This window comes from Exiguobacterium sp. s50, assembly GCF_018618175.1.
In the GTDB taxonomy this organism is placed as follows: domain Bacteria; phylum Bacillota; class Bacilli; order Exiguobacteriales; family Exiguobacteriaceae; genus Exiguobacterium; species Exiguobacterium chiriqhucha.
In genome coordinates, this window is the sequence record NZ_JACSLP010000005.1 from 165,690 (window position 1) to 192,483 (window position 26,794).

29 protein-coding genes are annotated in these 26,794 nt (G+C 52.8%); 11 read left to right on the forward strand and 18 right to left on the reverse strand.

Annotated elements, in window-relative coordinates; genetic code table 11:
- Positions 1–52 precede the first annotated feature (52 nt).
- The 6 genes from KNP68_RS09115 to KNP68_RS09140 all read right to left on the reverse strand — a co-directional run bounded on the left by KNP68_RS09115 (position 53) and on the right by KNP68_RS09140 (position 7,177).
- Positions 53–1,504 carry a glycoside hydrolase family 1 protein gene (locus tag KNP68_RS09115; RefSeq protein WP_031200425.1) on the reverse strand — a complete coding sequence of 484 codons (1,452 nt, stop codon included), beginning with the start codon at positions 1,502–1,504 and terminating at the stop codon, positions 53–55.
- A 9-nt stretch (positions 1,505–1,513) separates the two neighbouring features.
- On the reverse strand, positions 1,514–3,367 hold the full coding sequence (locus KNP68_RS09120) for a beta-glucoside-specific PTS transporter subunit IIABC (RefSeq protein WP_214799415.1): 1,854 nt from the start codon (positions 3,365–3,367) through the stop codon (positions 1,514–1,516).
- A gap of 99 nt (positions 3,368–3,466) precedes the next feature.
- Positions 3,467–4,318, reverse strand: a complete 852-nt coding sequence (gene licT, locus KNP68_RS09125; RefSeq protein WP_021067990.1) for a BglG family transcription antiterminator LicT — start codon at positions 4,316–4,318, stop codon at positions 3,467–3,469.
- Between the two features lie 212 nt (positions 4,319–4,530).
- Entirely contained in the window at positions 4,531–5,271 is a 741-nt protein-coding gene (locus KNP68_RS09130) for an AAA family ATPase (protein ID WP_029596342.1), read from the reverse strand.
- Entirely contained in the window at positions 5,262–6,530 is a 1,269-nt protein-coding gene (locus KNP68_RS09135) for a HAMP domain-containing sensor histidine kinase (protein WP_214799417.1), read from the reverse strand. The genes KNP68_RS09130 and KNP68_RS09135 overlap by 10 nt, the downstream gene beginning before the upstream one ends.
- On the reverse strand, positions 6,527–7,177 hold the full coding sequence (locus tag KNP68_RS09140; RefSeq protein WP_131471693.1) for a response regulator transcription factor: 651 nt from the start codon (positions 7,175–7,177) through the stop codon (positions 6,527–6,529). Before KNP68_RS09140 ends, KNP68_RS09135 begins: the two co-directional genes overlap by 4 nt.
- Positions 7,178–7,319: 142 nt before the next feature.
- Here KNP68_RS09140 and KNP68_RS09145 point away from each other — a divergent pair, with 142 nt between their 5' ends.
- Positions 7,320–7,889 (forward strand): hypothetical protein, encoded by a 570-nt coding sequence (locus KNP68_RS09145; protein WP_131471695.1) that lies wholly within the window; start codon positions 7,320–7,322, stop codon positions 7,887–7,889.
- Positions 7,890–7,919: 30 nt separating this feature from the next.
- On the opposite strand, the gene KNP68_RS09150 is transcribed toward KNP68_RS09145, so the two are convergent.
- Entirely contained in the window at positions 7,920–8,627 is a 708-nt protein-coding gene (locus tag KNP68_RS09150; protein WP_131471697.1) for a hypothetical protein, read from the reverse strand.
- 90 nt (positions 8,628–8,717) lie between these two features.
- Positions 8,718–10,628, reverse strand: a complete 1,911-nt coding sequence (locus KNP68_RS09155; RefSeq protein WP_214799419.1) for an endonuclease MutS2 — start codon at positions 10,626–10,628, stop codon at positions 8,718–8,720.
- 459 nt (positions 10,629–11,087) lie between these two features.
- On the opposite strand from KNP68_RS09155, the gene KNP68_RS09160 reads away from it, so the two are divergent.
- Genes KNP68_RS09160 through nagE form a run of 3 tightly spaced genes read left to right on the forward strand, consistent with a single transcriptional unit; the run spans position 11,088 to position 13,928 of the window.
- Complete coding sequence (locus KNP68_RS09160) at positions 11,088–11,576, forward strand: PTS sugar transporter subunit IIA (RefSeq protein WP_214756441.1); 489 nt, start codon at positions 11,088–11,090, stop codon at positions 11,574–11,576.
- 19 nt (positions 11,577–11,595) lie between these two features.
- Positions 11,596–12,444, forward strand: a complete 849-nt coding sequence (locus tag KNP68_RS09165) for a PRD domain-containing protein (RefSeq protein WP_029596349.1) — start codon at positions 11,596–11,598, stop codon at positions 12,442–12,444.
- Positions 12,441–13,928, forward strand: coding sequence for an N-acetylglucosamine-specific PTS transporter subunit IIBC (gene nagE, locus KNP68_RS09170; protein ID WP_029596350.1), 1,488 nt, complete (start codon positions 12,441–12,443; stop codon positions 13,926–13,928). Before KNP68_RS09165 ends, nagE begins: the two co-directional genes overlap by 4 nt.
- Before the next feature lie 303 nt (positions 13,929–14,231).
- On the opposite strand, the gene htpX is transcribed toward nagE, so the two are convergent.
- Both htpX and KNP68_RS09180 read right to left on the reverse strand, forming a co-directional pair.
- On the reverse strand, positions 14,232–15,113 hold the full coding sequence (htpX, locus tag KNP68_RS09175; RefSeq protein ID WP_034780909.1) for a zinc metalloprotease HtpX: 882 nt from the start codon (positions 15,111–15,113) through the stop codon (positions 14,232–14,234).
- A gap of 21 nt (positions 15,114–15,134) precedes the next feature.
- On the reverse strand, positions 15,135–15,683 hold the full coding sequence (locus KNP68_RS09180; protein WP_034780526.1) for a LemA family protein: 549 nt from the start codon (positions 15,681–15,683) through the stop codon (positions 15,135–15,137).
- Positions 15,684–15,821: 138 nt separating this feature from the next.
- Between KNP68_RS09180 and KNP68_RS09185 the strand changes: the two genes are divergently transcribed.
- Positions 15,822–16,274 (forward strand): NUDIX hydrolase, encoded by a 453-nt coding sequence (locus KNP68_RS09185; RefSeq protein ID WP_131471703.1) that lies wholly within the window; start codon positions 15,822–15,824, stop codon positions 16,272–16,274.
- Positions 16,265–17,449 carry a M20 metallopeptidase family protein gene (locus KNP68_RS09190; RefSeq protein ID WP_052090255.1) on the forward strand — a complete coding sequence of 395 codons (1,185 nt, stop codon included), beginning with the start codon at positions 16,265–16,267 and terminating at the stop codon, positions 17,447–17,449. The genes KNP68_RS09185 and KNP68_RS09190 overlap by 10 nt, the downstream gene beginning before the upstream one ends.
- A gap of 10 nt (positions 17,450–17,459) precedes the next feature.
- Here KNP68_RS09190 and KNP68_RS09195 read toward each other — a convergent pair whose 3' ends face one another.
- From KNP68_RS09195 to KNP68_RS09215, 5 genes are all read right to left on the reverse strand, one after another.
- Positions 17,460–18,785 (reverse strand): hemolysin family protein, encoded by a 1,326-nt coding sequence (locus tag KNP68_RS09195; RefSeq protein ID WP_131471705.1) that lies wholly within the window; start codon positions 18,783–18,785, stop codon positions 17,460–17,462.
- Positions 18,786–18,872: 87 nt separating this feature from the next.
- Complete coding sequence (locus KNP68_RS09200) at positions 18,873–19,349, reverse strand: DMT family transporter (RefSeq protein ID WP_131471707.1); 477 nt, start codon at positions 19,347–19,349, stop codon at positions 18,873–18,875.
- Between the two features lie 11 nt (positions 19,350–19,360).
- Positions 19,361–20,032 carry a Crp/Fnr family transcriptional regulator gene (locus KNP68_RS09205; protein ID WP_114164987.1) on the reverse strand — a complete coding sequence of 224 codons (672 nt, stop codon included), beginning with the start codon at positions 20,030–20,032 and terminating at the stop codon, positions 19,361–19,363.
- An 11-nt stretch (positions 20,033–20,043) separates the two neighbouring features.
- Entirely contained in the window at positions 20,044–20,469 is a 426-nt protein-coding gene (locus KNP68_RS09210) for a DMT family transporter (protein ID WP_131471709.1), read from the reverse strand.
- A 109-nt stretch (positions 20,470–20,578) separates the two neighbouring features.
- Positions 20,579–21,238 carry a type 1 glutamine amidotransferase domain-containing protein gene (locus tag KNP68_RS09215; protein WP_131471711.1) on the reverse strand — a complete coding sequence of 220 codons (660 nt, stop codon included), beginning with the start codon at positions 21,236–21,238 and terminating at the stop codon, positions 20,579–20,581.
- Positions 21,239–21,611: 373 nt separating this feature from the next.
- On the opposite strand from KNP68_RS09215, the gene KNP68_RS09220 reads away from it, so the two are divergent.
- Positions 21,612–22,718, forward strand: a complete 1,107-nt coding sequence (locus KNP68_RS09220; RefSeq protein ID WP_131471713.1) for a glycerol dehydrogenase — start codon at positions 21,612–21,614, stop codon at positions 22,716–22,718.
- A gap of 17 nt (positions 22,719–22,735) precedes the next feature.
- Here KNP68_RS09220 and KNP68_RS09225 read toward each other — a convergent pair whose 3' ends face one another.
- Entirely contained in the window at positions 22,736–23,206 is a 471-nt protein-coding gene (locus KNP68_RS09225; RefSeq protein ID WP_034780511.1) for a hypothetical protein, read from the reverse strand.
- A 61-nt stretch (positions 23,207–23,267) separates the two neighbouring features.
- Complete coding sequence (locus KNP68_RS09230; RefSeq protein WP_034780509.1) at positions 23,268–23,486, reverse strand: hypothetical protein; 219 nt, start codon at positions 23,484–23,486, stop codon at positions 23,268–23,270.
- A gap of 200 nt (positions 23,487–23,686) precedes the next feature.
- Between KNP68_RS09230 and KNP68_RS09235 the strand changes: the two genes are divergently transcribed.
- Positions 23,687–24,526 (forward strand): M15 family metallopeptidase, encoded by an 840-nt coding sequence (locus KNP68_RS09235; RefSeq protein ID WP_034780507.1) that lies wholly within the window; start codon positions 23,687–23,689, stop codon positions 24,524–24,526.
- Positions 24,527–24,604: 78 nt separating this feature from the next.
- Positions 24,605–24,940 (forward strand): antibiotic biosynthesis monooxygenase, encoded by a 336-nt coding sequence (locus KNP68_RS09240; RefSeq protein ID WP_034780505.1) that lies wholly within the window; start codon positions 24,605–24,607, stop codon positions 24,938–24,940.
- Here KNP68_RS09240 and KNP68_RS09245 read toward each other — a convergent pair.
- Positions 24,923–25,624 carry a CBS domain-containing protein gene (locus tag KNP68_RS09245; RefSeq protein ID WP_131471717.1) on the reverse strand — a complete coding sequence of 234 codons (702 nt, stop codon included), beginning with the start codon at positions 25,622–25,624 and terminating at the stop codon, positions 24,923–24,925. The genes KNP68_RS09240 and KNP68_RS09245 overlap by 18 nt on opposite strands.
- A 112-nt stretch (positions 25,625–25,736) precedes the next feature.
- Between KNP68_RS09245 and KNP68_RS09250 the strand changes: the two genes are divergently transcribed.
- Both KNP68_RS09250 and KNP68_RS09255 read left to right on the forward strand, forming a co-directional pair.
- Positions 25,737–26,465 (forward strand): AzlC family ABC transporter permease, encoded by a 729-nt coding sequence (locus tag KNP68_RS09250; protein WP_214756446.1) that lies wholly within the window; start codon positions 25,737–25,739, stop codon positions 26,463–26,465.
- Positions 26,462–26,764 carry an AzlD domain-containing protein gene (locus tag KNP68_RS09255; RefSeq protein WP_131471719.1) on the forward strand — a complete coding sequence of 101 codons (303 nt, stop codon included), beginning with the start codon at positions 26,462–26,464 and terminating at the stop codon, positions 26,762–26,764. The genes KNP68_RS09250 and KNP68_RS09255 overlap by 4 nt, the downstream gene beginning before the upstream one ends.
- Positions 26,765–26,794: the final 30 nt, after the last annotated feature.

Consider the following 26,794-nt stretch of genomic DNA (forward strand, 5'->3'; position numbering starts at 1 on the left):
TTGCGAAAAATCACGAAAGCATAAGAAAAGAGCGGCCGCGGCCGCTCTTTTCTTATTTCACCGTCTCGTCCTCGAACAAGCTCGCCCCGTTCGTCTGGATGACGTCTTGATACCAGAAGAACGAGTCTTTCCGTGAACGCTCGAGTGTCCCTGACCCATCGTCGTGCTTATCGACGTAGATGAAACCGTAACGTTTGCTGTACTCCCCGGTCGATGCGCTGACAAGGTCGATACAGCCCCAGCTCGTATAACCGATGACGTCGACACCGTCTTCAATCGCCTCCACCATCGCTTTCAAATGGTCACGCAAGTACTCAATCCGATAATCGTCATGGACCGAACCGTCCGCTTCGACCTTATCATAAGCCCCGAGACCGTTCTCGACGATGAAGAGCGGCAATTCATAACGCTCATACAGTTTGTTCAAAATGACGCGAAGTCCCATCGGATCGATTTCCCAGCCCCAGTCGCTTGCTTTCAAGTAAGGGTTTTTCACACCGCTCATGATGTTCCCTGCTGCTTCGTCTTCTGTCTTCTCCGCTTTCTCGGTACGCGACATATAGTAGCTGAGTGAGAAGAAGTCGACCGTGTGTGCTTTTAGCGTCTCGAGATCGCCATCTTCCATCACGAGTTCAATCCCGTTCTCACGGAAGAATCGTTTCGCGAACGACGGATATTCACCGCGAACGTGAACGTCGCCGCAGAAGAAGTTCATCATGCGCTCGGCGTCATGCGCGTACCAAATGTCTTCCGGGTTCGAGCTGTACGGATAGACCGGCGCCGCGATGAGCATGCAGCCGATTTGCATCGACGGGTCGATTTCGCGTGCCGCTTTTGTCGCGAGCGCACTTGCCACGAGTTGATGGTGCAACCCTTGATATGTCAATTGCAACTGGTCGTCCCCTTCACGGATTGCCATCCCGAGACTGAGCATCGGCATGAATTGGGCCCCGTTGATTTCATTGAACGTGAGCCAATATTTGACCTTGCCTTGGTAACGTTCGAACAAGACACGGCTGTACCGCTCGAAAAATGTCACGAGGCGGCGGTCACGCCAACCACCGTATGCTGTCGCCAAGTGGAGCGGCAACTCATAGTGCGAGATGGTGACGAGCGGCTCAATCCCCTGCGCGACGAGCTCGTCGATGACGCGGTCATAGAATTGAAGACCTTCCTCGTTCGGCTCGAGTTCGTCACCGTTCGGGAAGATGCGCGACCAAGCGATTGACATGCGGAACGTCTTGAAGCCCATCTCTTTGAAGAGAGCGATGTCTTCCTTGTAGTGATGATAGAAGTCAATGCCTTCGTGGTTCGGGTACGTATACTCGTCATGTAACTCGAAATCGAACGTCGGGTCATGGATGATTTTCATCCGGTCCTTGCCGCCCGGCATCACATCCGCGATCGACAGTCCTTTGCCACCTTCTTGATATCCGCCTTCAAATTGGTTCGCCGCTGTGGCGCCACCCCATAAAAAGTTTTTCGCTACTTGTTTCATATCCATTTCCTCCTTTTAGGCTAAGACGCGCAAGACGCCGTGGTTTGGTTCGACGATGCCGCTATGTGTCGGCAAGACATCTAAGTAATTCCCTGTATTTGTGACAATTACCGGAGTTATCGTGTCGTAACCGGCTTGAGCAATGGCTTCTAAATCAAATTTCACCAACACGTCGCCTTCGGTCACTTGTTGTCCGTCTGTGACGAACGATTCGAAATGTTGTCCCCCGAGCTGGACCGTGTCGAGCCCGACGTGAATCAATACTTCGACACCGCTATGCGACCGGAGTCCGATTGCGTGCTTCGATTGATAGACCGTGACGACTTCCCCGTCGAACGGCGCATAGACGACGCCTTCCGTTGGCATGATGGCAATTCCTTTCCCCATCGCGCCACTCGAGAACACTTCATCGCGAACGGTCTCAAGTGCGACGACTTCCCCTTTGACCGGTGAGGAGACCGGTGTACCGACGTGATCAGTCAAGACAGGTGCTGATTCGACACGCGGCGACGTTTCTTCCGATGTTACTTCTTTATGGAATGCGAACGTGAGTCCGAACGAGACGAGCGTCGCAACTGCCATCCCAATCAACGCACCATAGAATGTCATATCAAGGCCCGTTGCCGGAATCATGACCGGGATACTGAACACGCCGAGACCACCCATCGCATAAGCGGCCGTCCCGAGCATACCGCCGACGACACCGCCGGCCGCGCCACCGACCATCCCAAAGACGAACGGTTTTTTACGCGGGAGCGTCAATCCGTAAATCGCCGGCTCGGTGATACCGAACACACCAGCGATCGTCGACGAGGTACCAAGTCCTTTCGTCTTCGGGTCACGCGCCTTCAATGTGATGGCGAGCGTTGCCCCGACTTGACCGAATGTCGCCATGAGGACTCCGACGACGATCGTGTCCATGCCGACGACTGCCAAGTTGTTGATGATAATCGGCACGAGCCCCCAATGGAGACCGAACATGACGAGCACTTGCCAAAATGCACCGATGAAAGCGATGGCGACGACTGGACTGAGTTCATATAAGAACGAGTAGCCGCCGGCGAGACCTTGACTCGCGTATGTTGCGACCGGACCGATGGCGAGGAACGTGAGCGGGACGACAATCAAGAGTGCCATCATCGGGGTCGTGAAGTTACGGACCGCCTCATGCGTGTGTTTGTTGAAGAACGTTTCGACTTTCGATGACACGTACACCGCCAAGATAATCGGGATGACCGAGGACGCGTAGCTCATCAAGACGACTGGCACCGTGAGGAATGAGAGTGACTCGCCCGCACCTTGTATCGCGACGATAGCCGGATAGACGAGCGCACCCCCGATAATCATCCCAATATACGGATTGCCGCCAAACTTCTTCGCTGCCGAATGGCCGAGGATGACCGGTAAGAAGTAGAAGAGCGCGTCGGCCGCTGCGTTCAAGACGATGTATGTGCCCATGTCTTGTGTCAGTAAGCCGAGGGCGACGAGAATGGCGAGCAACCCTTTCAATAGACCACTACCGGCCATCGGACCGAGAATCGGGGTGAAAATCCCCGCAATCACATCAATCAAACGGTTAAAGACGCCCGTTTTTTCCGTATCGTCGTTCGATGACGTCTGGAATCCACCCGCCTCGACCACGTCTTGATAGACGTATGGGACGTTGTTGCCGATGACGACTTGGAATTGACCGCCGCTTTGGACGACCGTGATGACGCCGTCATGATTTTTTAACGCTTCAGGATTGGCTTTCTGTTCATCTTTCAATTTAAAACGTAGCCGTGTTGCACAATGGAACACGCTTTTGACGTTATCTTTCCCGCCGACGTGACGAATGATGTCCGCGGCGAGCGTTTTTGTTTGGCTCATACTGTTCACTCCTTCAATTTGGGTAAAAAGAAAAACCTAAATGAACGCACACGGGAGGTGCCGTCATTTAGGTTTGGCCTGCATCATCAGTAACCATCCTTAGGATCGTCGTTCTTTCATTAAGTTTTCGATATGAATCATCATATACAACCGCTCATCGGTCGAAACCTCGTAATTGTACTTCGTGGCGATTAGACCGGCGATTTTCTCGACACATTCGTAAGCGTCCGGATAGCGCAGCTTCACCATCTCGAACAGCGTCTCGTCGCCCCCCTGCTTAATCTTCTCACCTGAGGCAAGCCGTTGGACGAAATACTTCAAGTGGGTCAAGAATCGTGAATAGGCGTATGATTCTTCATCCAAATCAATTTGAAAGTGGTACGTGATGATGGTGAGGATTGCTTGTGTGGCGCGTGTCATCTCGGTGACGAGATGCAAATTTTCACCTTTGGCGCCCGACATCGTCGCGTTGACGAGATGGAGCGCGATGGCGACCGCCTCGTCTTCGTCTAATTTGACGTCGTGCCGTTCATTGATGAGGGCGACCGCTTCTTTCCCGATGGTGAACTCGGGTCCGTAAAATCGTTTCACTTCCCAAACGAGCGGGTTCCGAATGATGATTCCATCCCGATACCGACTGAGGGCGAAATGGATGTGGTCGGCGAGGGTCACATATAGCGAATCATGGACCGACTTCTCAAGCCGCGTCTCCGCCAACTTGACGATTTCTTTGACCGTATCCATCTCCGCCGCTGGCATCTCATTCAAAAAATGAACGAACCGTTCGTGGCTCTCTTTACTCTCGAGCGTAAAGACTTTTTCGATCCGCGCTTGATCAATCGCATCACCCGGACGTTTTTGAAACGCAATCCCCCGTCCCATGACGACTTGTTCTTGACCGTTCGCTTGAATGGCCACGACGTTATTGTTGAACACTTTTGAAATCTGCATGGAATCAATTCACCTCCGCTCAAGTTCGAGTGAAAAGAAAAAAACCTAAATTCACACCGGTCCGCCCAAATTTGGATGATCGGCATCAATTTAGGTTTTGCCTGCTTGACCAGTAACAATCCCAAAATGGATTTTCTTCTTCTCGCTACTAGCATACTCCCTTGAAATCTTGACGTCAACATAAAAATAAAACGCTTACACCGTGACCGTTTTCACTCGAACAGGATGCGTTGCATCCGTTCTGGTGCCGCTAGAAAGTCACGCATGACACGGACGTGCTCGAGTTCGTCGAACGTCGTCGGCCGGAGTCCCGTCTCGACTTGGAGTATGTCGGCGTCAGGATACGACATGAGGATTGGTGAATGGGTCGCGATGATGAATTGACTGCCCGATTGGACGAGTTCATGCATCCGCGCGAGCATCGTCAACTGCCGCATCGGGGACAAGGCGGCCTCAGGCTCGTCCAATATATAGAGCCCGCCATCCCGGAAACGATGGAGCATGAGCGACAAGAACGCCTCTCCGTGCGATTGCTCATGGAGCGATCGACCGCCGTAAGACGCATAGAACCGTTCCGGGTCGGGCGACGTTCGTGCAATCTCATCCACATAACTCGACAATTGATATGCCGTCTCGGCCCGGAGGAAAAATCCGTCCTTCGGTCGATAGGCACCCCGAATCGGACGGAGCGCCTCGAACAACGGGCTATGCGTTGCCTCGGTCTCAAAACGGAACGTCGTCGCCCCACCTTCCGGATTGAATCCGGCGGCGATGGCCATCCCTTCGACCAACGTCGATTTTCCACTCCCATTCTCGCCGACCAAGAACGTGACCGGCTTCGTCAGCGTCAGTTCATCAAACCCCTCAAAAATCGGTAGCGAGAACGGATAGCCAGGTGTCTCAATCCGGTCCCGTTCCAAGCGCACACCCCGCAAAAATAAGTTTATTCCCATTCGATCCAAAACAGTGCCCCCTCTCTCGACTCAATCCCGTACGACAGCCCTTGTGCCTCGAGTAACAGCTTATTGATAGCCAGACCAAGCCCGTGCCCGTTCGAACGGTCGCCTTTCACATACATGTCCCAGATGTTGGCACGCATCGATTCTGTGATGCCCGGACCCTTATCCTCGATTTCAAGCCGTCGCTCAGTGAGCCTGATTGTAATCACACCGCCAATCGGACTCGCGTGATATGCGTTCTGAAGAAAGTTCGACAGGATGCGCTCCATCGCCAACCGGTCCGCCTGTACTGTCACATCCTCAAGTTCAAGCGTGACCGTCACTTGCTTGTGCCGGAACCATTCCTCCATCCGCGCGACCGTCGCTTCAATCAATTCATTCATGTGAACAGTTTCAATCGTGAGCGCCAGCTTGCCTGCCGATAGCTTCGAGTATTCGAGCATCTGGGTGACGAGCCGGTCGATGCGATCGACTTCTTCGGTCATGCTACGTCCCGTCGCCGCCACGTCTTCTTGTTTGACGACACCGAGTTCAAGCATTTCGGCCTCGTTCCGGACAATGGCAAGCGGGGTCCGGACATCGTGCGTAACCCCTGAGATGAATGTATTTTGCATCCGTTCTTTCTCTTCGAGTGATGTGTTCATCTGACGGACCGCTTCCGTCAAATCGCCAATCTCGTCGTCGGTGACAGGCGGCAGTGTGATGTCATGCCGGCCCAACATGATGGCTGCGGTCGCCTGCTTCAACTCGACGAGCGGGGACGTCAAACGCCGCCCCATCCAATACGTCACACCGACGGCGACGATGAGCGCGAGCAAGAACCCGCTCCCGAGAATGACGTAGATTTGACGAAACTGCGGATTCGACAGCGGGACGGGTGCGTACGTCACGATTTGCACATCCCCTTCTTCCCGAAGGAACGTCAATAACCGCGCCCCGTTCACACTGACCTCATCTCGTTCAGAAAGTGAGTCTGGATCGAGGGCTGGCGACATATGTCGACGCATCCTGCCCCCACGATCAAGATTGACCGCTTCCCCGTCTTGAAACACGAGAACATCGAGTTGACCCGGTATGCCGCGTCCATCCACAAGCGCCTCATACACGATGTCCGCTTCACGCTCGAGTTGGTCATAGCTCTCCGTCTCCGCGAAACGCCCAATCAAGAGTGATGTCAGACCAAATGTGAGCACCGCCATGACGACGAGAGGGAGGATCGCGGTCCAAAGCAACTTCTTCATCAACCGGCTCATCGGACTTCCTCCAATCGATAACCGACGCGATGCACCGTCTTCAAGTACCGCTTCATCGTCGGCAATTTGTCACGCAACTGTTTGACGTGCGTGTCGACCGTGCGCGTGTCCCCGGCGAACGTATAATCCCACACCTCGTCAAGTAGGCGGTTGCGATCGAGCGCTTCTCCACTATGTTTCAAGAAGAAGAGGAGCAACTCGTATTCTTTATTGGTCATCCGAATCGCTTGGCCGTGATCGGTCACCGTACGGGATCGTGCGTCCACCATCATGTCGCCGAACGAGATCTCGTCCGTCTGTTTGACGAGACGTTTCAGGCGAATTTCGAGTTCTTTTAACACGATCGGTTTGACCAAATAATCGTCGGCCCCGAGCTCGAGGCCGAACACACGGTCATCCGCCTCTCCTCGTGCCGTCGCCAAGATGATGGCCGGTCGCGGCTTGAGCGTCTTCAATTTCGGGATGAGCGTCCAACCTTCCCCGTCCGGCAGACGAACATCGAGCAGGACCGCATCGAACGGTTGCTCGAGCTGCCGCTTCGCTTCGGCGAGTGTGCCGACCACACTGACGTGAAACCCCGCGTACGTTAAAAAGCGGGCGAGCCCGTCCGCTAATTTCGGTTCATCTTCGACTACGAGTACGTTCATCTTTATCGCCTCCAACCCCATTATATCGCATCGCGAAACGAACCCATCATTTCCCAAAGACAATTTGCAGAAACCTTGCAATTCCCTCACAACTTTTGATCACCCACGTCCTACACTTGAGGTAGTAAAGGAGGAGATTGACATGAAGACATCTAAATTAGCCATCACCCTGGCCGGCCTACTTGCCGTCTCAGGAACCGGCGTCTATGCCGCCACGAACGACACGACAACGACCGACGGAACGGAAACGACGACCCAATGCGAACGCGGGGAACGAGGCGAGCGGGGTATGTTCGGTAATCGGGCAGCCGGTCAGGCCGCTTTGCTCGAGGCGCTCGGGTTGACCGAAGCCGACGTGGAAGCAGCGCGCGAAGAAGGACAATCGCTTCCTGAACTCGCGGAAGAAACAGGGATCACCATTGAACAGTTCATCGAGGCGATGATCACTTCTCATGAAGCGAAACTTGAGGCAGCCGTTGAATCAGGTGACTTGACGCAAGATGAGGCCGACGCGATTCTCGCCGACCACGAAGAGCGTTTTGCTGACATCACGAGTTACGACGACTTAGGCGACATGCGCGGCTTTGGCGGTGGACGTCACGGAGGCGGGCATGGCCCTCATCACGGTGGTCTATTCGGTGGCCCGAACCAAGATGAGGACACACCTGCGGCCGACGATAACGTAGACAATCAGAGCACCAATTCACTGTAAGCAAAAAGGCAACCACGATCGGTTGCCTTTTCATATGGCCAATAACAGCAGAGCGTATCCGATAAGCCCAACGGCAAAGGCGCGGAAACTGCTGTCCCGCTCTTCTGGCAGCTCTTCTTTCATGACGTTCAAAATAATCCCCCCGGCCAAGAACGCGACAATCATCGACAGCGTCACTTCATGGAGCGCTGAAAATGCGCCGACGCTCCACCCGGCAAGCACGGCCAACGACAACCACAATCGGCCTCGCCTGTCGTACAACTCCTGATGGTGATGCCTCAGACCCTGGTCGACCGTGATGAAATGAATCCCTAATGCGACAAAGTAGAGTGTCATTGCCCACGCCGTATCGAACTCGCTCTCCGCGAGCACATAGCCGATGCTGAAGTTGTAGACGATGAACAACGCCATGTGAATCCAAAAAACGCTGCCGTTGCCACGCCGTTTCATTTGCGTGGCCAACCGTTCCAAGCCATAAAACACTGCCAGACCCAGCATGCTGACGACGAGGATATGATTCTCGATCGAGGCGAATAGCCCACTCTCGAGATGTCCTTCGAGTTCTTGTTGATATTCGTTCAGTTCAGGCAAGAGATGAAGAAACACATAGGCGACGGCGACTCCGCCGGCGAGTGACAGAAACCGGCTCCGCGGCGTCTCGCGCACGTGAATCAACTGTCCTGAAAAGTAGTGAATCAAGGCAAATCCGATGGCGAACAACAAGCTTAACCAAAACATCCAGTCACCTCCGACACGTTACCCGAAAGCCGAACTGTACGTGATGACTCCCGGTCCTTGTTCCTTACCCGAGTGTCTTCCCGGATACACTCATTTGCTTCGTTCGGCACGTTGCCGCGCCCGAATCTCTTTCTCGACGCGACGGAGCGCCTTCTTCGAACCGCGAGCAAAGTCATGGGCTTCTTTCCGGTCCCGGTAATCGATGAATAACGTTTCCAGGTCATAACCAGCTGGATACAAGTCGAGCGCTTTCGCCTCGCGTCGAACTCGGCGGAGCGGTTGCTCACTGAAGACACCGTCGACATAGACGGTGACTTGGCGCAACGATTCGTCCATCGCATAGACAAGACCGACTTGATCCGTCTCGAGCAGGCGGACCCGGTCCCCTTTTGACAGAACTTGATCTGGTTCGATGACGGATGAGACGACTGCTTGCGTCAGACGTGCCGGATCGACGAGCGACTGGTCGTACGTCTTGTCGTGCATATAGCGGGCCGCCTGCTTCAAAATCGATTCGGGCAATTTCATTTTCCGGGCAATGAACAAGGCGTTGCTGTCGCCGGACTGCCCAATCAACAGCCGATACTTCGGTTCGAGCGTTTCCGGGTCGAACTGCATGGCCGCGTTCATGAAGTCCGGATGCGTCTCGGAGTACGCCTTGATTTCGCCGTAATGGGTCGAGGCGACGACGAGACAGCCTCGTTTATATGCTTCTTCTAAAATTGCGATGGCGAGGGCCGCTCCCTCGTTCGGTTCGGTCCCGCTTCCAATCTCATCGAATAACAGTAACGACCGTTTCCCTGCCTTCTGCATGATGTGCGCCACGTTATGCATATGGGCCGAGAACGTGCTGAGCGCCGAACCCATGTCCTGGTTGTCCCCGATGTCGACGAATACGTCGTCAAACGTCGAGATGTCCGTGTCCGGATGGGCCGGGATATGAAGTCCGCTCATCGTCATCAAACTGAGCAGACCAATCGTCTTCAAGACGACCGTCTTCCCGCCGGCGTTCGGTCCGGTGATGATCAGACCGCGGTACGTGTCCCCGAGCGAGAAGTCGAGAGGGACCGCCCGTTCGAGGAGTGGATGGCGGACTTGTTTCAAACGGATTTTCCCGACCGCGTTCACGCGAGGGGCGATGCCATCGATGGCTTGGCTATACTTCCCTTTCGCGAACACCATATCGTATTGGGCGATGACATCAAGCGTCGCCTCGATGGTCGGCAACGCTTCCGCCACCATGCCGGTGAGCGTGGCGAGAACTTGATAGATTTCGACCGCTTCCTCCGTTCGTTTGACGACGAGTTCCGCGTTCAACTTCGCCACCGCCTCTGGTTCGATGAAGACCGTCGTCCCTCGGCTCGACGTGTCGATGATTGTCCCAGCGACTTTATGTTTATATGACGCTTTGATTGGAATCGTGAATCGATCTTGTTTCTTCGTCACAAAGCCGTCTTGAATCGCTTCCCGGTTTGTGGCGCTCTTCAAGAACTTGCTCAACCGCTCCTCGATCCGTCCTTCGAGAATGTCGATTTGTTTGCGGACGCGTTTCAATTCTTTGGACGCCTCGTCGACGACCCGTCCCCCACGAATCGATTGGACGATGTCTTCCTCGATGCTGCGCCACTCGCTCATCTCTCCCGCGTAAAGGGACAAGAGCGGGGCAAAGAACGCCTGCTCGGCCATGAATCGCTTCAGTTTACGGGCCCCGCGGAAAAATTCGGCGACGGCTTCGAGTTCGCTTGCCTCGAGCTGGATGCCACGGCTGATTTTACCGATGAGCGGTTCCATAGCAGACACCCCGATAAAGGGGACGTGTGACGTCGCGTCGAGAATCGCGCGTGCTTCCGATGTCTCTTGAAGCCGTTTTTTCACCGTTTGCAGATGGCTCGTCGGACGCTGGTTTCGTAACAAGTTGCGTCCGAATCCGCTGATGCAGTATCGTTCGACGTGATGAATCAAGTCGTTGTATTGTAGTTTGTCTAATGTTTGTTCATTCATGATGGAGTCTCCTTATTTTGTGATGGAGATACCGCGCAAACAAAAAGCGTCGGCCGATGACGACCAACGCAAAAAGACAGACCGGTGTCTGGCAGTTTATGAATGGCGGTATCTGTAACAGAACATGAAGGCATGACAAAAAGACGCGTCATCCAACATTTTTCAGTTCGTTAGGCAGATACAACCTCACTCATTAACATGCAACACCTTTCCCATTCAGTTTCGCCCTAACTATACAACAGATTTTCGAAGAAGTAAAATTTCTAGAGAACGCTTTCAAATTAGGTCTTGATATCTATACATCGGCGTGCTATCTTGAGGGTGACGAAACGAATAATGATCACATGTGACTGATTCGATCAGGCATGGGGTAAGACGAAAGGCTCACGCCACCCGTCTATACTCCATGCCTGTTTTGTTTTTTCACAATCATTTTTCAAGCGAAAGGATGAATCGAACATGTTATTGAATAAGTGGATGAAGAGACATACACTGACACTTTACGCACCCGTGGAAGGAGACATCATTCCACTTGAGGAAGTGACCGACCCCGTCTTCAGCGAGAAGATGATGGGCGACGGGATTGCCATCATGCCGACGGACGGAACGGTCGTCGCACCGGTAGATGGAACCATCATCCAAGTCGCACCGACGAAGCACGCGATCGGTATCCGTTCGGGAGACGGAGCTGAAATTTTGATTCATGTCGGACTCGATACGGTCGAACTCGCGGGTAGCCCATTCAACGTCCACGTCAAAGTCGGTGACACGGTCACGACCGGACAGCCACTGTTGACGGCCGACTTGGAACAAATCCAGCGAGCCGGTAAAGACACGGTCACTCCGATGGTCATCACAAACGGGAGCACGTTAGAGCACCCGTATTCGTTCCATGCAGGAGGCCCATCGCTTCCCGGGAAAACCGTCGTCGCTCAAGCGGAACAATGACTCCTCGTTAGGAGGACACATGTTAAAAATTAAAAAGATTTTAAACAACAACGCGGTCATCGTCTCGGACGAGGGCGAAGAGAAGATCGCCATCGGACCAGGCGTCGCGTTCAAGAAGGCTCGCAACGATATCGTCAATCCGCATAAGGTGGAAAAGCTGTTCGTCATGTCGGAGAATGATAAGTTTCAACAACTGCTGACACGGATTCCAATTGAGCACTTCACGATTTCAGAAGAAATCATTTCGCATGCGGAAAAACGGCTCGAGACGACGTTCAACGAACACATCCATATCGTGCTCACCGATCATATCTCGTTTGCCATCGAGCGCGAGCAAGAAGGCATCTCGCTCCGCAACAAGCTGTTGAACGAGATTAAGATTTTATATCGCAACGAATACGAGATCGGGTTATGGGCGCTTCACCTCATCGAGGACAAACTCGGCGTGAAGATGCCGAAAGATGAGGCGGCCTTCATCGCGCTGCACATCCATACATTAAAAGTGAAGGGAGGTGATTTACGCAAGACGGTCAAACAGACGACAATCGTACGTGACATGATTCAATCGATTTCGAGACGGCTCGATCTATCTATAGAAGAAGATGACTTATCCTATCAACGCTTATTAACTCATTTACGATTCGTCATGGATCGAGTCAACCATTACGATCACCATACGATCGACGAAGATATGCTTCAGATGATTCAAACGAAGTTCTCGTCTGCCTATGCATGTGCGTCTGACGTCGCAAACGAAATGGAAGACTTATACGGCATCGTCTTGCCCGAATCAGAGCTTGGTTACATCACGCTCCACATTCAACGCTTGCAAGATCAACACCATCAAAAAGGAGGACATTCACAATGATGAACTTTTTACAACGTCTCGGACGTTCCCTCATGTTGCCGGTTGCCGTACTTCCTGCAGCGGCCATTCTCATGGGGATCGGTTACTGGATCGACCCGGTCGGCTGGGGTTCTGAAAACATCGCCGCCGCATTCTTGATCAAAGCCGGTTCAGCGATCATCGATAACATTCCAATTCTCTTCGCAGTCGGGGTCGCCCTCGGGATGGCGAAAAACCGTGACGGCTCAGCCGCTCTAAGCGGACTTGTCGCCTTCCTCACGGTCACGACACTCTTGTCTTCGGCAACGGTCGCCTTGTTCCAAGGTGTCGACGTCGAAGCCGTCAACCCAGCGTTCGGTAAGATTGCCAACGCGTTCGTCGGTATCTTGTCAGGTATCGTCGCCGCTCAAATGTACAACCGCTTCAGTCATGTGAAGCTACCAGATGCACTCGCCTTCTTTAGTGGGAAGCGTCTCGTGCCAATCATGACGGCATTCTCGATGATCCTCGTCTCGGTCGCCCTTTACTTCGTCTGGCCGGTCGTGTACACAGGACTCGTCGGATTTGGGGAAACGATCTCTAAAATGGGTGCAATCGGGGCAGGCCTTTACGGCTTCTTCAACCGTCTGTTAATCCCAACTGGTCTTCACCACGCCTTGAACTCGGTATTCTGGTTCGATGTGGCCGGCATTAACGATATCGGTAACTTCTGGTCAGGTGAAGGTGTGAAAGGGATTACTGGACGCTATCAAGCCGGGTTCTTCCCGATTATGATGTTCGGTCTTCCGGCAGCAGCCCTCGCCATGTACCATACAGCGAAAACAAAACGTAAAAAACAAGCGGCCTCGCTCCTTCTCGCCGCAGCGTTCGCATCGTTCTTCACAGGTGTCACGGAACCGCTCGAATTCTCGTTCATGTTCCTCGCACCAGTTCTCTACCTCGTCCACGCGGTCTTGACAGGGGTTTCCCTCTTCATCGCGGCGACGTTCCAATGGACGGCCGGATTCGGCTTCAGCGCCGGTCTTGTCGACTTTGTCCTCAGCTCACGGTTACCGCTCGCGAACCAGCCGTACATGTTGCTCGTTCAAGGTCTCGTCTTCGGTGCCATCTACTACGTCATCTTCCGCTTCATGATCGTCAAGCTCAACTTGGCAACGCCAGGCCGTGAGTCAGACGAAGCGGTTGACGCAGTCGCAACGGAAACGACTCCTGAAGGCGAAACGAAGACGGCTCCAGTCGCTGCCGGCGGTCAATATTCAGCGATGGCAGTGATGATTTACGATGGTCTCGGTGGCGATCAAAACGTCACAGGCATCGAGTCATGCGTCACACGTCTCCGCGTCGATGTGAAAGACATGGATACGGTCGACCAAGCCCAAATCAAGAAAGCGGGCATCCCTGGTATCAAGGTTGTCAGCCCGAACCACATTCAAGTCATCGTCGGAACGAACGTCCAATTCGTCCTCGAAGAGATTGAAAAACTCCGGAGCCATCGCGCCGGGTAACTGACGAAAGCCACCTCGCGCACGAGGTGGCTTTTTGCCGTCTTGGCTCATATGTTAATAAAATTGTCGTTCACTCAGCTCTTCTTGGCTGACATCAACATGAGCGAAACCGTGATGGAATAAATCAATAAAAATAGGACAATGCCTAACTCGAGTGCCGACTCAAACATGGAATCTCCTCCATTTCATCCTCTTTTTACTATCATTCCCATTTAATATTGATACAAACTGAATTTGCGAATTAAGTTGATCCTATTCACGTACAAAAAAGCCCTCTTCTAAAAAGAGGACCTTCGTTATAGGCTACATGCTGCGAAGTCTGGCAATCCGTTCAGCCGGGTTCGGGTGCGTCGAGAACAGACCGCTCAGCTTTTTCTTAAGCGGGTCTGAAAAGTAGAGCGACGCCGAGGCGCGAGAGGCTTCCTTCACCGGTGTTTGGATATTCGCGATTTTCTCTAGCGCCGACGCGAGCGCATCCGGATTACGCGTCAACTCGGCCCCGCTCGCATCCGCCAAAAACTCGCGATTTCGCGAGATGGCCAAGTTGACGAGCGTGGCGATGAGCGGCGCAAGAATCAATAACACCAGCCCGACGATCATAAAAATCGGGTTTTGGTTGTTGTCGCGGCGGCCACCGACACTTCGGAAGAAGAGCATCCGTGAGCCGATATCGCTCATGATGGCGATGACCGAGACGAGGGCGAGCGTCACCGTCGCCAATCGCACATCGTAATTTTTAATATGGGCGACTTCATGGGCGATGACGCCTTCGACTTCTTCTCGCGTCAACTGATCGAGCAGTCCGGTCGTCACGGCGACGGCCGCTTTCTCTGGTTTCAGGCCGGTCGCGAACGCATTCGGTGACGCATCGTTGATGATAAAGATGCGCGGCATCGGGACACGCGCGACCATGGCCATGTTCTCAACCGTATGCCACAGAAATCGGTGCTGGTCGACCGAGGTGATTTCTTGGGCATGGTTCATCTTCATGACGATGTTCGTGCTCGACATGATGACAATCCCGATATAAAACAACGAGAACACCGGAGTGAAGATGAGGCCTGGGAGCGGATCACCATAGTTCAAATATGAGATGACCACTCCAACGGCCAAGACGAGAAGGACGAATCCGGCCACGATGAACACGGTCTTGATTTTATTTTTACGAATTTGTTCATACAGGATCATCGTCGCCACCCCAATCCATTAGAATGAGACACGCACGTTTTCGCGTTCTTCCTCACGTGCTTCGAGCATGTCGCGTTTTTCGAAATTATGGACGGAGGCGATGATGTTCGTCGGGACCGATTCGACTTTCGTGTTATATTTCATGACCGTATTGTTATATAACTGCCGTGAATAGGCGACTTTATTCTCCGTCTGCGTCAATTCTTCTTGGAGCATCTTAAAATTCTCGTTCGCTTTCAAATCTGGGTATGCCTCCCGGAGTGCGAACAAATTCTTCAATGCGCCGCTCAATTGATCGTTCACTTCCATCTGTTCTTGACGGCTCGTCTTCGAACCGAGTTGATTCCGTAACTCAACAACTTTTGCGAGCGTCTCTTGCTCATGCTTGGCATAGCCCTTCACCGTTTCGACCAAGTTCGGAATCAAATCGTAACGCCGTTTCAGCTGCACATCAATCTGTGCCCATGCCTCGTCGACCCAGTTCCGATATTTGACGAGTCCGTTGTACATCGAAAAATAGATGAACGCCAAGACAACGATGATACCGATTGCGATAATCCAACCCATTTCGACACCTCATTTCATGATTTTCTCCTGTATTAATTCCCTTTTGTCGTATACCATAAGCATAACTTAGGGAATATGTAGAAAATGATTCATATATGCTGTGGGTTCTCTCACGAATTCATACAAAGGAGTGTCATCATGTCCGTTCCTACCATCGTTGTTGCCGTGAAAGCGGTGATTGTGCAAGACGACCACATTCTCATCATCAAACGAGCTGATGATGACGAGGTCAATCCCGGCACGTGGGAACTCGTCGGAGGTAAACTCGACTTTGGCGAGTCGCTCAAACGCGCTCTTGAACGGGAAGTGTTCGAAGAGGCCGGTTTGCATGTGGCGGTCCAGCAATTGTTGTACGCCACGACGTTTTTGACCGCCCCGGATCGTCAAGTCGTCATCATGACGTATTTAGCTCACCCGGTCGCGACGACCGTCACCCTCTCCGAGGAGCACAGTGATGCCAGATGGGTGACGGCTGACGAAGCGCAAACCTTATTACATCGTCCGATTCTCGACGATTTGAATTCACACGACGTATGGACCTTGCTTCAACCAAAAATGATCAACGGACAGGAGTGTAAATCATGCTTGTGACTGACCTCGATTCACGCTTGACGGAGCTATACGACGAGATGGTGACGCTCCGCCGCCACTTCCATCAACATCCCGAACTTTCATTCGAAGAACGAGAGACACCTCGGACGATTGCAGCTTATTTGCGCGACCTCGGCCTCGATGTGCGCGAACATGTCGGTGGCAACGGTGTTGTCGCACGCATTCATGGCGGCGAAGGCCCGACCATCGCGTTTCGGGCAGACTTTGACGCCTTGCCGATTCAAGATTTAAAGGACGTCCCGTACCGCTCGAAAGTGAATGGCTCGATGCACGCTTGCGGTCATGATGCGCATACGGCGACGTTGCTCGTCCTTGCGAAAGCACTCACGGAAATCGACCTTCCGGGAGATGTCGTCCTCATTCACCAGTTCGCGGAAGAACTCGCGCCAGGTGGGGCCAAACCGATGATCGAAGATGGATGTCTTGACGGTGTCGATTATATTTACGGCTCTCATATTTGGACCCCGCTTCCATACGGGACGATTGGTGTGAAGACGGGACCGATCATGGCCGCGGCTGATCGCTTCGAACTGACCGTCAAAGGCAAAGGTGGTCACGGGGCCATCCCGCAACACACGGTCGATGCCGTCATGGTCGGAACCAATATCGTCAGCCAGTTGCAACAAGTAATCAGTCGTCGCATCGACCCGCTCGAACCGGCCGTCTTAACTGTCGGCACGTTCGTTGCCGGTCAGGCATTCAACGTCATCGCCGATGAAGCGAAGCTGTCTGGCACGGTACGGACGTTCACACCAGAGACGCAAACACGCATCATCGCCGAGATGGAGCGGACTATCACCCATATCTGTTCGGCGAGCGAAGCGCACTACGAGCTCGACTATATCCGGGGCTACCCCGCCGTGATCAACCATCCTATCGAGACCGATCACGTCCGTCGCAGCGCCGCTCGCGTCGTTGGCACCGATGGCGTCATCGAAATGTCCCCGCTCATGGTCGGAGAAGATTTTGCCTATTATATGCAACACGTACCGGGCAGCTTCTTCTTCACCGGAGCCGGTAACCCGGAAGTCGGTGCCGTCTTCCCTCATCATCATCCCCGCTTCGATGTGGACGAACGGGCGATGCTTCATACCGCCCGCGTCCTCATGCAGGCGGCATTCGAGACATGGAACGCGCCTAAAAAAGAAGACTGACGCCGCGGCGTCAGTCTTCTTTTGTTTGTTCAGGCAACATCGATACGAGCACTTGGTCAACACGTTTGCCGTCCATATCGACGACCTCGAATCGAAGACCATATGCTTCGACAACGTCTCCCCGTTTTGGGAAATCGCCGAGCGCATAAATAACAAGTCCGGCAAGAGTATGATACGAGTTACGCCCTTCATCAAAACGATTGTCTCGAATTCCGAACGTCCGCTTCAAATCCTCAACCCCGAGCAAACCATCGGCCAAGTACGAACCGTCTTCACGGCGCACGACTTCCGGTGTTTCTTCTTCAATCATCACTTCGCCGACGATTTCTTCTAGAATATCGAACAATGTGACCATCCCGAGGAATCCGCCGTACTCATCGAGCACGAAGGCGATTTCGACGCCATTCTTTTGCATCATCTGCAACACTTGGCTCGCTTCTCGCTGTTTTGGGACGATGAGTGGTTGTTTGATTCGCTTCAAAATTTGTGAGGGCTCCCGAAGCGTCGATAATGTCAAAATGTCACGGACATCGATATAACCGACGAACTCGTCGAGCGTATCGCGCCCGACCGGGAGTTTATTGTGTTTACTCTCATAAATCGATTTCTTGATATCGTCCATATCGTCTTCAAGGTCGACCCATTCCAGCGTCGTCCGCGGTTGCATCAATTCATAAATCAGCTGGTCATGGAACGCAAACACACGCTCGACCTGTTGCACTTCCTCGTGTGCGAATGCCCCTTGCTGGGCTCCTTCGAACAAGAGTTGCTTGATTTCGAGCTCGGTCTCACCACTCGATTGCTCCGCTTTCAAGCCAAGCAATTTGAAAAGGAAAAGTGTCGACTTCGACAAAATCCAAATAAACGGTCGCATCACTTTACTAAATAAGTCGAGTGCCGGAATGATCGCCATCGTGACTTTTTCCGGAGCCACGAGCGCAATCCGTTTCGGCACGAGCTCACCGATGATGAGCGACAAATACGTAATAATCGTGACGACGACGACGTAACCGACGGTCGGTGCGTACTGGGGACTCATGCCAAGATTGGCGAACACATCGGCGAGCGGCGCCGAGAAACGCGCACCCCCGTAAGCCCCGTTGATGATACCGATCAATGTGATTCCGACTTGGACAGTCGATAACAGGTCGGTCGGATCTTTTGAATACTTGAGTGCGATTTCGGCACTGCGTTTACCACGGCTCGCCTCGACTTCAAGTTTGGCCGGTTTGGACGAGATCAGTGCGATTTCCGTCATCGCGAAAATCCCGTTCAACACAATCAAGAATAAAACGATCAGTAAATCGATCACTATGGAAGAATCCACTGTTTTCATCACCTCTGCGTATATTTCGTACTACAATCTCATCATATCAGAGATTTGTTATTCACCTGTACCCGTTTCACTCGAGAAAAAGCCCCTTCAACGTGAAGTGGCTTCGGGTGCGGCTTCCTGATGCAGGGCCGCCGCTTGAGATTGTTTGAAGACGATGACGCCTAAGAGCAACACCATCAACCCGATGACCTGCCCTGGGGACAGTGACAACTGTTGCATCCCGAACGCTCCCGTTAGGTCGACGGCGAGCGCCCATATCAACTGAGATACGAGAATGATGGACACCGATAGCGTCGGTCCGAGCAATTGAATGCTTCGCATCACACAGAAGACGACACCGACCCCGAGCAACCCGCCGAGCGCGTATATCGGCGAGATTTCGAATACGCCGTGAACATTACCACCGAACAAAGCGAGTGGGACAAGCGATCCAAGCAAGCCGACAATGAAGACGAGCACCGTTGTCGCCCATGCCCCCAGATGGGCGTTCATTTTGGCATTGACTGCAGCTTGTACACTAATAAATGCGCCGGCTACCGCCGAACAGATGATTCCTACTATCATGAGTTGCCTCCTTATTCGTACAACATGCCATTGGCACGTTCTTTTAATCGAGTCGCATCTAAAATCGTTACTTTTGTCCGCGTCTTTTCGACGAGTCCTTCATCCGCGAACGATTGTAACGTCCGATTCAAATGACGATAACTCGTCCCGAGCCATTCCGCCACTTCTTTTCGTTTCAACTGACTCATCTCGTCTTGGAACAAGTCGTTCCCTGATTCGCTGAGCGAGACGAGATATCCCGCTAATCGTTCTTCGAGTGTCGACATGAGATGGTTCGACGAGGCATTCGCCTCGATGAACAGTTTCTCAGATACGCCGCGCAGAAGATGCTCCGTGAACTCGATCGTTCGGTTATGCGTGCGGAGAACATCAAACGGCACGCGCAGACAGGTTACTGCCCCGACGGCCTCGACCGTGTGGAGTACGTTGCGTCCGCTGGCGTATTCGATATCCCCAATCAATGTCGGGGCCATCTTCAAACGGAGCAAGCGCAACTTGCCTTCCTCGCTCAACGTATAGATTTTGACACGCCCTTCTAACACGACGAAGAGAGACTCGATCGGGTTATCGTTCGTGCAGAGCATCGCTCCGGACGGATACGTCACAATCGTCGATGCCTCTAATGTTTGTTCCGAGAACAGGTGGACCCACCCGAGTCGTTCTAGTGCTGCCTCTACTTTCATCCGTCTCCCCCTTACGTGAACGTGTAAATGCCAATCCCGGCGACCATCAAGGCAAGTCCTGTGAGCTGACCTTGGTTGAGCGGTTTCCGTTTCACACCAAACCATCCGTTCACATCAATCAAAAACGCCCCGATCAATTGGGCGACGAGCAAGACGCAGATCGCCCAAGTCACACCGAGCTGTTGAATAGCAGTCAGTTCTCCGAAAACGACAAACACCCCAAACAGACCGCCCAAGCTATAGTACCAAGGTACGCGCCGAAACGCCGTCATGTCTGCATCCCGCTTGAACGCATAAATGAGAAGAGCAAGTACAAGGCCAACGAGGTGAACGACCGTGACCGACACCCAAGCACCGACCGCGTAGCCGAGCTTGGCATTAAAAATCCCTTGCAATGCGATGAACGTGCCTGAAAGCACGGCAAATAACAGACCCATCCGATTTCCTCCTATCTCCTCGTCTGACTTTACGTGAGATGAGAAGGCTTGAAAAGGACATATGTCCGAAAAAAAGACAACTTAGGAGTAACCTAAGCTGTCTGTGGGACTATCCGAGCAATTTGACGATTTCTGCCCCGACTTGTTCTGAAGATTGCGGATTTTGTCCGGTAACGAGACGTTCATCGACCGTTACGTTGACAGCCCAGTTGTCTGCGCCATCAAATTTTCCACCGCGCTCGCGCATCGCCGATTCAAGGAGGAAAGGTACCGCTGAGTCAAGCTGCATCTCGCGTTCCTCGGCATCCGTGAATCCTGTAACGCGCTTGTCTTTGACGAGCGGATCTCCGTTGCTCAAATTAACGTTGACGAGTCCAATCGGTCCATGACAGACGGCCGCGACGACGTTTCCGCCTTCATACGTATCACGGATGACACGCTGTAACGTTTCACTGTTCGGGAAATCAACGACCGTACCGTGTCCTCCCGGAAGGAAGACTGCGTCATACGTGTCATTGGCCACTTGATCGAGTCGCGCCGTATCTTTCAACAGGTGTTTCGTATCCAACACCTCTTGCGGCAAATCGCCTTCTAGGCTGTTCGCATCGATTGGCACGTCTCCACCTTCGATGCTCGCTACTGTGACTTTATAACCTTGTTTCTCGAATTGAAGATACGGTGCAGCAAACTCCTCGAGCCAAAGCCCTGTCGCGTGACCGTTCTCCAGTTGATTCGCAGACGTCGTGACAATCAGTACATGTTTAGACATTGCAAATTCCTCCTTCTAAATTAAGCATACGAAAGAGTTGTTCCCGCTGTGAGTTCATTCAAACCTTGTAACCCTTAACGCTACTCTTTTTTTGACCAGGTCCTATTTTTAGAACGGCAGAAATCAATCCACCGTCTATACTGGTCTCATCAGCTGGCAGGAGGGAATGACCGTGATGAAGCATGTACTCGACTGGGGATTTCTTGCCGTCGTCGCTTTGATAGTGTTACTCGTGATTATTGGCGGGTTGTGAAGAAAGCCCAAAGCAGTTTCACCGAGATGTCACATGTAGGACTGTTTGAAGGAGGGGCTGTATCGGGAACAAACCTACTGTTGTCCTGTCGTCACTGTTACTTTAGAAAGGATGTTGAATATGTCAGAACGCGTATTTATCAGTCCGGCCAAGTACGTGCAAGGAAAAAATACAATCGATCGCATCGGGGAGCACGTTAGCCATTTTGGATCACAGGCTCTCTTGATTGCCGATGACATCGTCTGGCGCTTGATTGGGGAACGGGTGACCGATTCACTCAAGTCGAGCGGCGTGAACGCAGAAAAGGCCGATTTTGTCGGGGAAGCGTCCCGTCACGAGATTGAACGGATCGCCAAAACGGCAGCAGAGAGCCATACTGCTTTCGTCATCGGAATGGGCGGCGGAAAAACGCTCGACACGGCGAAAGCTGTCGCCGACGAACTCGATGCCCGCATCGTCATCGTCCCGACCATCGCCTCAACGGATGCCCCGACGAGCGCCTTGTCCGTCATCTATACGGATGAAGGAAACTTTGAAAGCTATCGCTTCTATAAAAAGAACCCGGATTTGGTCCTCGTCGATACGAAATTGATCGCCGAGGCCCCGGCCCGATTCCTCGCCTCGGGGATTGCCGATGCGCTCGCGACATGGGTCGAAGTCCGGAGCGTCCTCGCCTTCGGTGGCAAAACGATGGCGGGTGGTGTCCCGACGATTGCCGCGGAAGCCATCGCCAAACGCTGCGAAGAGGTGCTATTCGATTACGGAATCCCTGCTTATGAATCGGTGAAGGCCAAAGTCGTCACTCCGGCACTCGAGTCCGTCGTCGAGGCGAACACACTTCTAAGTGGTCTCGGTTTTGAAAGCGGCGGGCTCGCAGCGGCCCACGCCATTCATAACGGCTTCACCGCCCTCCACGGAGACATCCACCATTTGACGCACGGGGAAAAAGTCGCGTTCGGCACACTCGTCCAACTTGCGCTCGAAGGCCGAACGCAGGAAGAGTTCGACCGCTACGTCGCCTTGTATATGGCGCTCGAGTTGCCGGTCACACTCGAAGACGTGAAGTTGAAAGACGCTTCCCGTGAAGACATCCTAAAAGTCGGTCAAGCGGCAACGGCGGAAGGTGAGACGATTCATAGTGGGTTCGATGTGACCGCTGAACAAGTGGCCGATGCCATCATCGCGGCCGACCGGTACGCTCGTCTCTATCAAAACAAATTGCAGTGAACAAGAACGAGGAACGGCTAGTTGAGCCGTTCCTCGTTCGTTTGTTTTCGCGTGACGAAGGAAAACGCTACCCCGATTGCCATGCAACTGACCGTCAAGACGAAAAACGTCAATTGGTTCGCATAAATGATGTTCGTGAACTGGTTCCATCCTGAGGCGTACGCCGCATTCTCAGAAGCACGGATTCCAGCCCGGAGCGAAGCCGCTTGACCGGCGTTGATATATAGACCGATTCCCGCCATCACGAGGCTCCCGGCTAAAAGACCGACTCGTCCCAGGCGATGAACCGATTCGACCGCACGCCGAGCAAGCCGAATCGTAATCCAGATGAACAACAGGACGAACGGCCAACCGATGAGCAAGACGAGCACGTAGGGATTCCCTTCACCCGCCGTTTCTGTATAGGCGGCAGTCATCGTCTCGCCGAGTTTGAATAATACAAACGTTATGAGCGTGATGATGAACCACGCCTTGATCAATTTCTCCATGACAACACCTCACCCCCAGTATAACAAAAAAACACCATGCGCTTTCGCACACGGTGTCAGGTCAGGCTTTCGGACGGACTGCATAGTAGATCAAGATGACGAGCCACGTCCAAACGCCGGTGAAGATTCCGATAATCCCGACGATAAAGAACCCGAGCGGCATCATCGATTTCGTCCGATCATAGTCTTTCCACATGTTCGATAACCCTTTGATGTTGAAATACAAAAAGGCGAAGAACAAGACGAGCAACAATAACGGTAAACCAAAAATGAGTTCCATACGTTCACTCCTTTCTAGTCTCAACCATCCTCTTACATTCAGTGTACTACTTCCCGCTCTCCATCACATCGGGCTCGCGCAGTACAGGAAGCAGGTCAAGAGGCGGAGACAGTCCTGTTCACTATTCCCCAATTTCTCTTCTTTTCATCTCCTTAAAAACCGGGAAAAGAAGACTATCCAGCAAAAAGGGGGTCTTTCCTGTGAAGCTCATCCGTGTACTCCTCGTCCTGTTGCTCATCTTCCCCACCACGTCCACCTTTGCCGCGACGCCTTCACCTCAGCCAGGCTATACCATCAAGACGACGAAATTATATTGGCGGGCGATGCAATCGTCTCCGGTCGCCAAGACGCTTTTGACCAATACGCCTGTCCGCTACACGACCTACAACCGAAGCTGGTCGAATGTCTACATCAATGGCACACGCTACTACACTCCGTCTAGTAATTTGAAAGCCGGGATCCCAACACTTACGGCTACAGAACGGCTTCGACTCGTCAATAAACAACACGGACTATCGAGCACGTATCGCTCTCGTCAACTCGTCACGTTGACCATCCCGACCGTCTATACAAAAGGAAGCGAGCGCACCCTCATGGCCGCTGAAGCCGCTCACGCCCTCGCTCGTCTCTATTATGCCGGGCGAAAAGAAGGACATACGCTGTATGCGCTCAGTGCCTATCGCTCCTATGCCACGCAAAAATCGCTTTACACGTATTGGGTCAATACCCGCGGCACGGCATATGCCTCAAAATATGTCGCCCGTCCCGGCCATAGCGAACATCAGACCGGACTCGCCGTCGATATGACGAGTGCACGGATGCGGATGGGGCTCTATGCCTCGTTCGACCAAACCCCTGAAGGAAAATGGATGCTCCAACAGGCACACCGTTACGGGTTCATCGTTCGCTATCCGAAAGGCAAAGAGAAAATCACCGGCTACAATTATGAACCGTGGCATCTTCGTTATGTCGGTGTAAAAGAAGCGACGATAATCAAACAACAAAACTGGACGTTCGAGGACTGGTGGGCGAAACGTTGACGCGAGCATCTCGAGCGATTCATTGAATGCGTTCAAGGTATAATGGACGCGTACGATATCGCAGAGGAGGACATGTGCATGTGGATTGTCATGAACAAACTAGACGTTGAAAAAGGGAAAGTCGCTGCGGTCACGGCCCGTTTCCAGACGACGAAAGGCATCGAGTCGATGGATGGGTTCGTTCGGATGCAAGTGTTGACCGATACGTCGGACGAGACGAAAGATCAAGTCGTCATCATGACGACTTGGCGCGATGCGGCGAGCTTCGAAAATTGGCGTGATAGCGGAGCGTATAAACATGCCCATAAAAAACGGGACGACGGTACTTCTGAAGTGAAGCCCATCGTCCTTGGAAACACGGTCACCCAATATGAGGTCGCCATCGAGCACGGCGCCTCAACCGATGACGTATAAAATATCTTGCGGCCGGATGATCCCGAGCAAAGGTTCATCTTCTTGTCCTGTCTCAGTGATCAACAACGCATCGAGCCGGACCCCGTCTTTCATGTTGATGAAATGATGGTGTGCCTCGATGACCGATGTCTCTTTCGCGATAAACCGATACCGTCGCAGGTGCGGATCGTGATGGAGCACGTGCTTGACTTGAATGCCTTCGAGTGACACATGCGGCCCGTTGACCGTTTCGGCGAGCCAGCTGGTCACTCCTTTTTTTGTCAATAACCCGCGCCATGACCCGTCATGGTTATAGACCGGGAACTGCGAGTAGTTCTTATCTCGAATCTCACCGAGGACGTCGACCAACGAGTCATCGGCGTCGAACGTCGTCACAATTTTACGAAACAGCGGGATGACTTGACGCGGATGAAGGAGTTCTTTCTCCACCTCGAGAATCAAATTAACGAGCGATTCATGCGGTTCCGCGATGATGAAATCTGGCTCGCGCCGCTCGTGGACGATGGCGTTTCGCAATTGGCTCATTTGATGTAAATCTTCTTTGTAACGTTCAATGATTGGGTTATGTTTGGCAAGACGATTGACCATGTTGCTGAAACTGAAATGCTGGCCGTCCCCCATCTCGCGACTCAAATGATCCTCGATCCGGTGATACGATGCGATAAATTCTTCTGCACGACTCATATATTCACACTCCTTATCGCCTATATATACCCTATTTTTTTCGAGTTCGAGCAGGAAAGCGTGACCCAATCTCGAATCCACAACTAATCATCTCTGAAATGGAGGGGGTCTCATGGCAACTCCGGTCTCACAAATGACACCGATCCCGAATAAGGACGCCTTCCGTTCCGGCATGCGGGCCGGTATACCGGTCGCTGTCGGCTATATCCCGATTGCCATCGCTTTCGGGCTGCTTGCGAAATCATTCGATATGCCAAACGTCATCACGCTCGCCATGTCATTATTCATTTTTGCCGGCGCCAGTCAATTTATTGGCGTCCAACTGATCATGGCCGGTTCGATGTATTGGGAGATTATCTTGACGACGTTCATCCTGAACTTACGGCACTTCCTCATGTCGGCGTCGTTGTCCCAACGTCTCGAGACGACCTCGAATCGATTTCTGGCCGCCATCGCGTTCGGCGTGACCGATGAGACGTTCAGTGTCGCCTCGACGCGTGACGAGTCGACGCGCGGTCACTTTGTGCTCGGGCTAAACCTAATCGCCTTCTTAGCTTGGAACGTCGGAACATGGATTGGCGTCTTTCTCGCCTTCGGCTTGCCCGCCTCGGTCCAAGCGAGTATGGGCATCGCCTTGTACGCCATGTTCATCGGCCTACTCGTCCCATCCCTTACCCGCAAACCGGTCATCGTCGTGGCTGCAATCGCCGTCTTGACTCAAGCCATTCTCTACTTCGGCGTCTCTCCATTCATCCCGCTGTCGTCCGGTTTGAGCATCATCTTGGCCACGATGGTCGCAGCCGGCATCGGCGCTTTGGTATACAAGGAGGATGAGGCATGATCAGTCTGTTTTTGCTCGTCCTGGCCATGGCGTTCGTCACATACATCCCGCGGCTCGTTCCGCTGCTTTGGCTCCGGGACATCAAGTTGCCGCCGTTCTTGAAGCGATTTTTACTGTTCACGCCTTATGCGGTGCTCGCCAGTCTCATTTTCCCGGGCATCCTGCAGGCAACGACCAGTCTTACGTCCGCTTTAGCGGGTGGGGTGGTCGCCGCAACGCTCGCATTCCTTCGGGTCAACTTGATGCTCGTCGTCATCGGCGGCATCGTCGGGGTGTATCTCATTGAAACGTTCCTTTAACAAACAGGTCCGCCCAATTGTGGGGCGGAC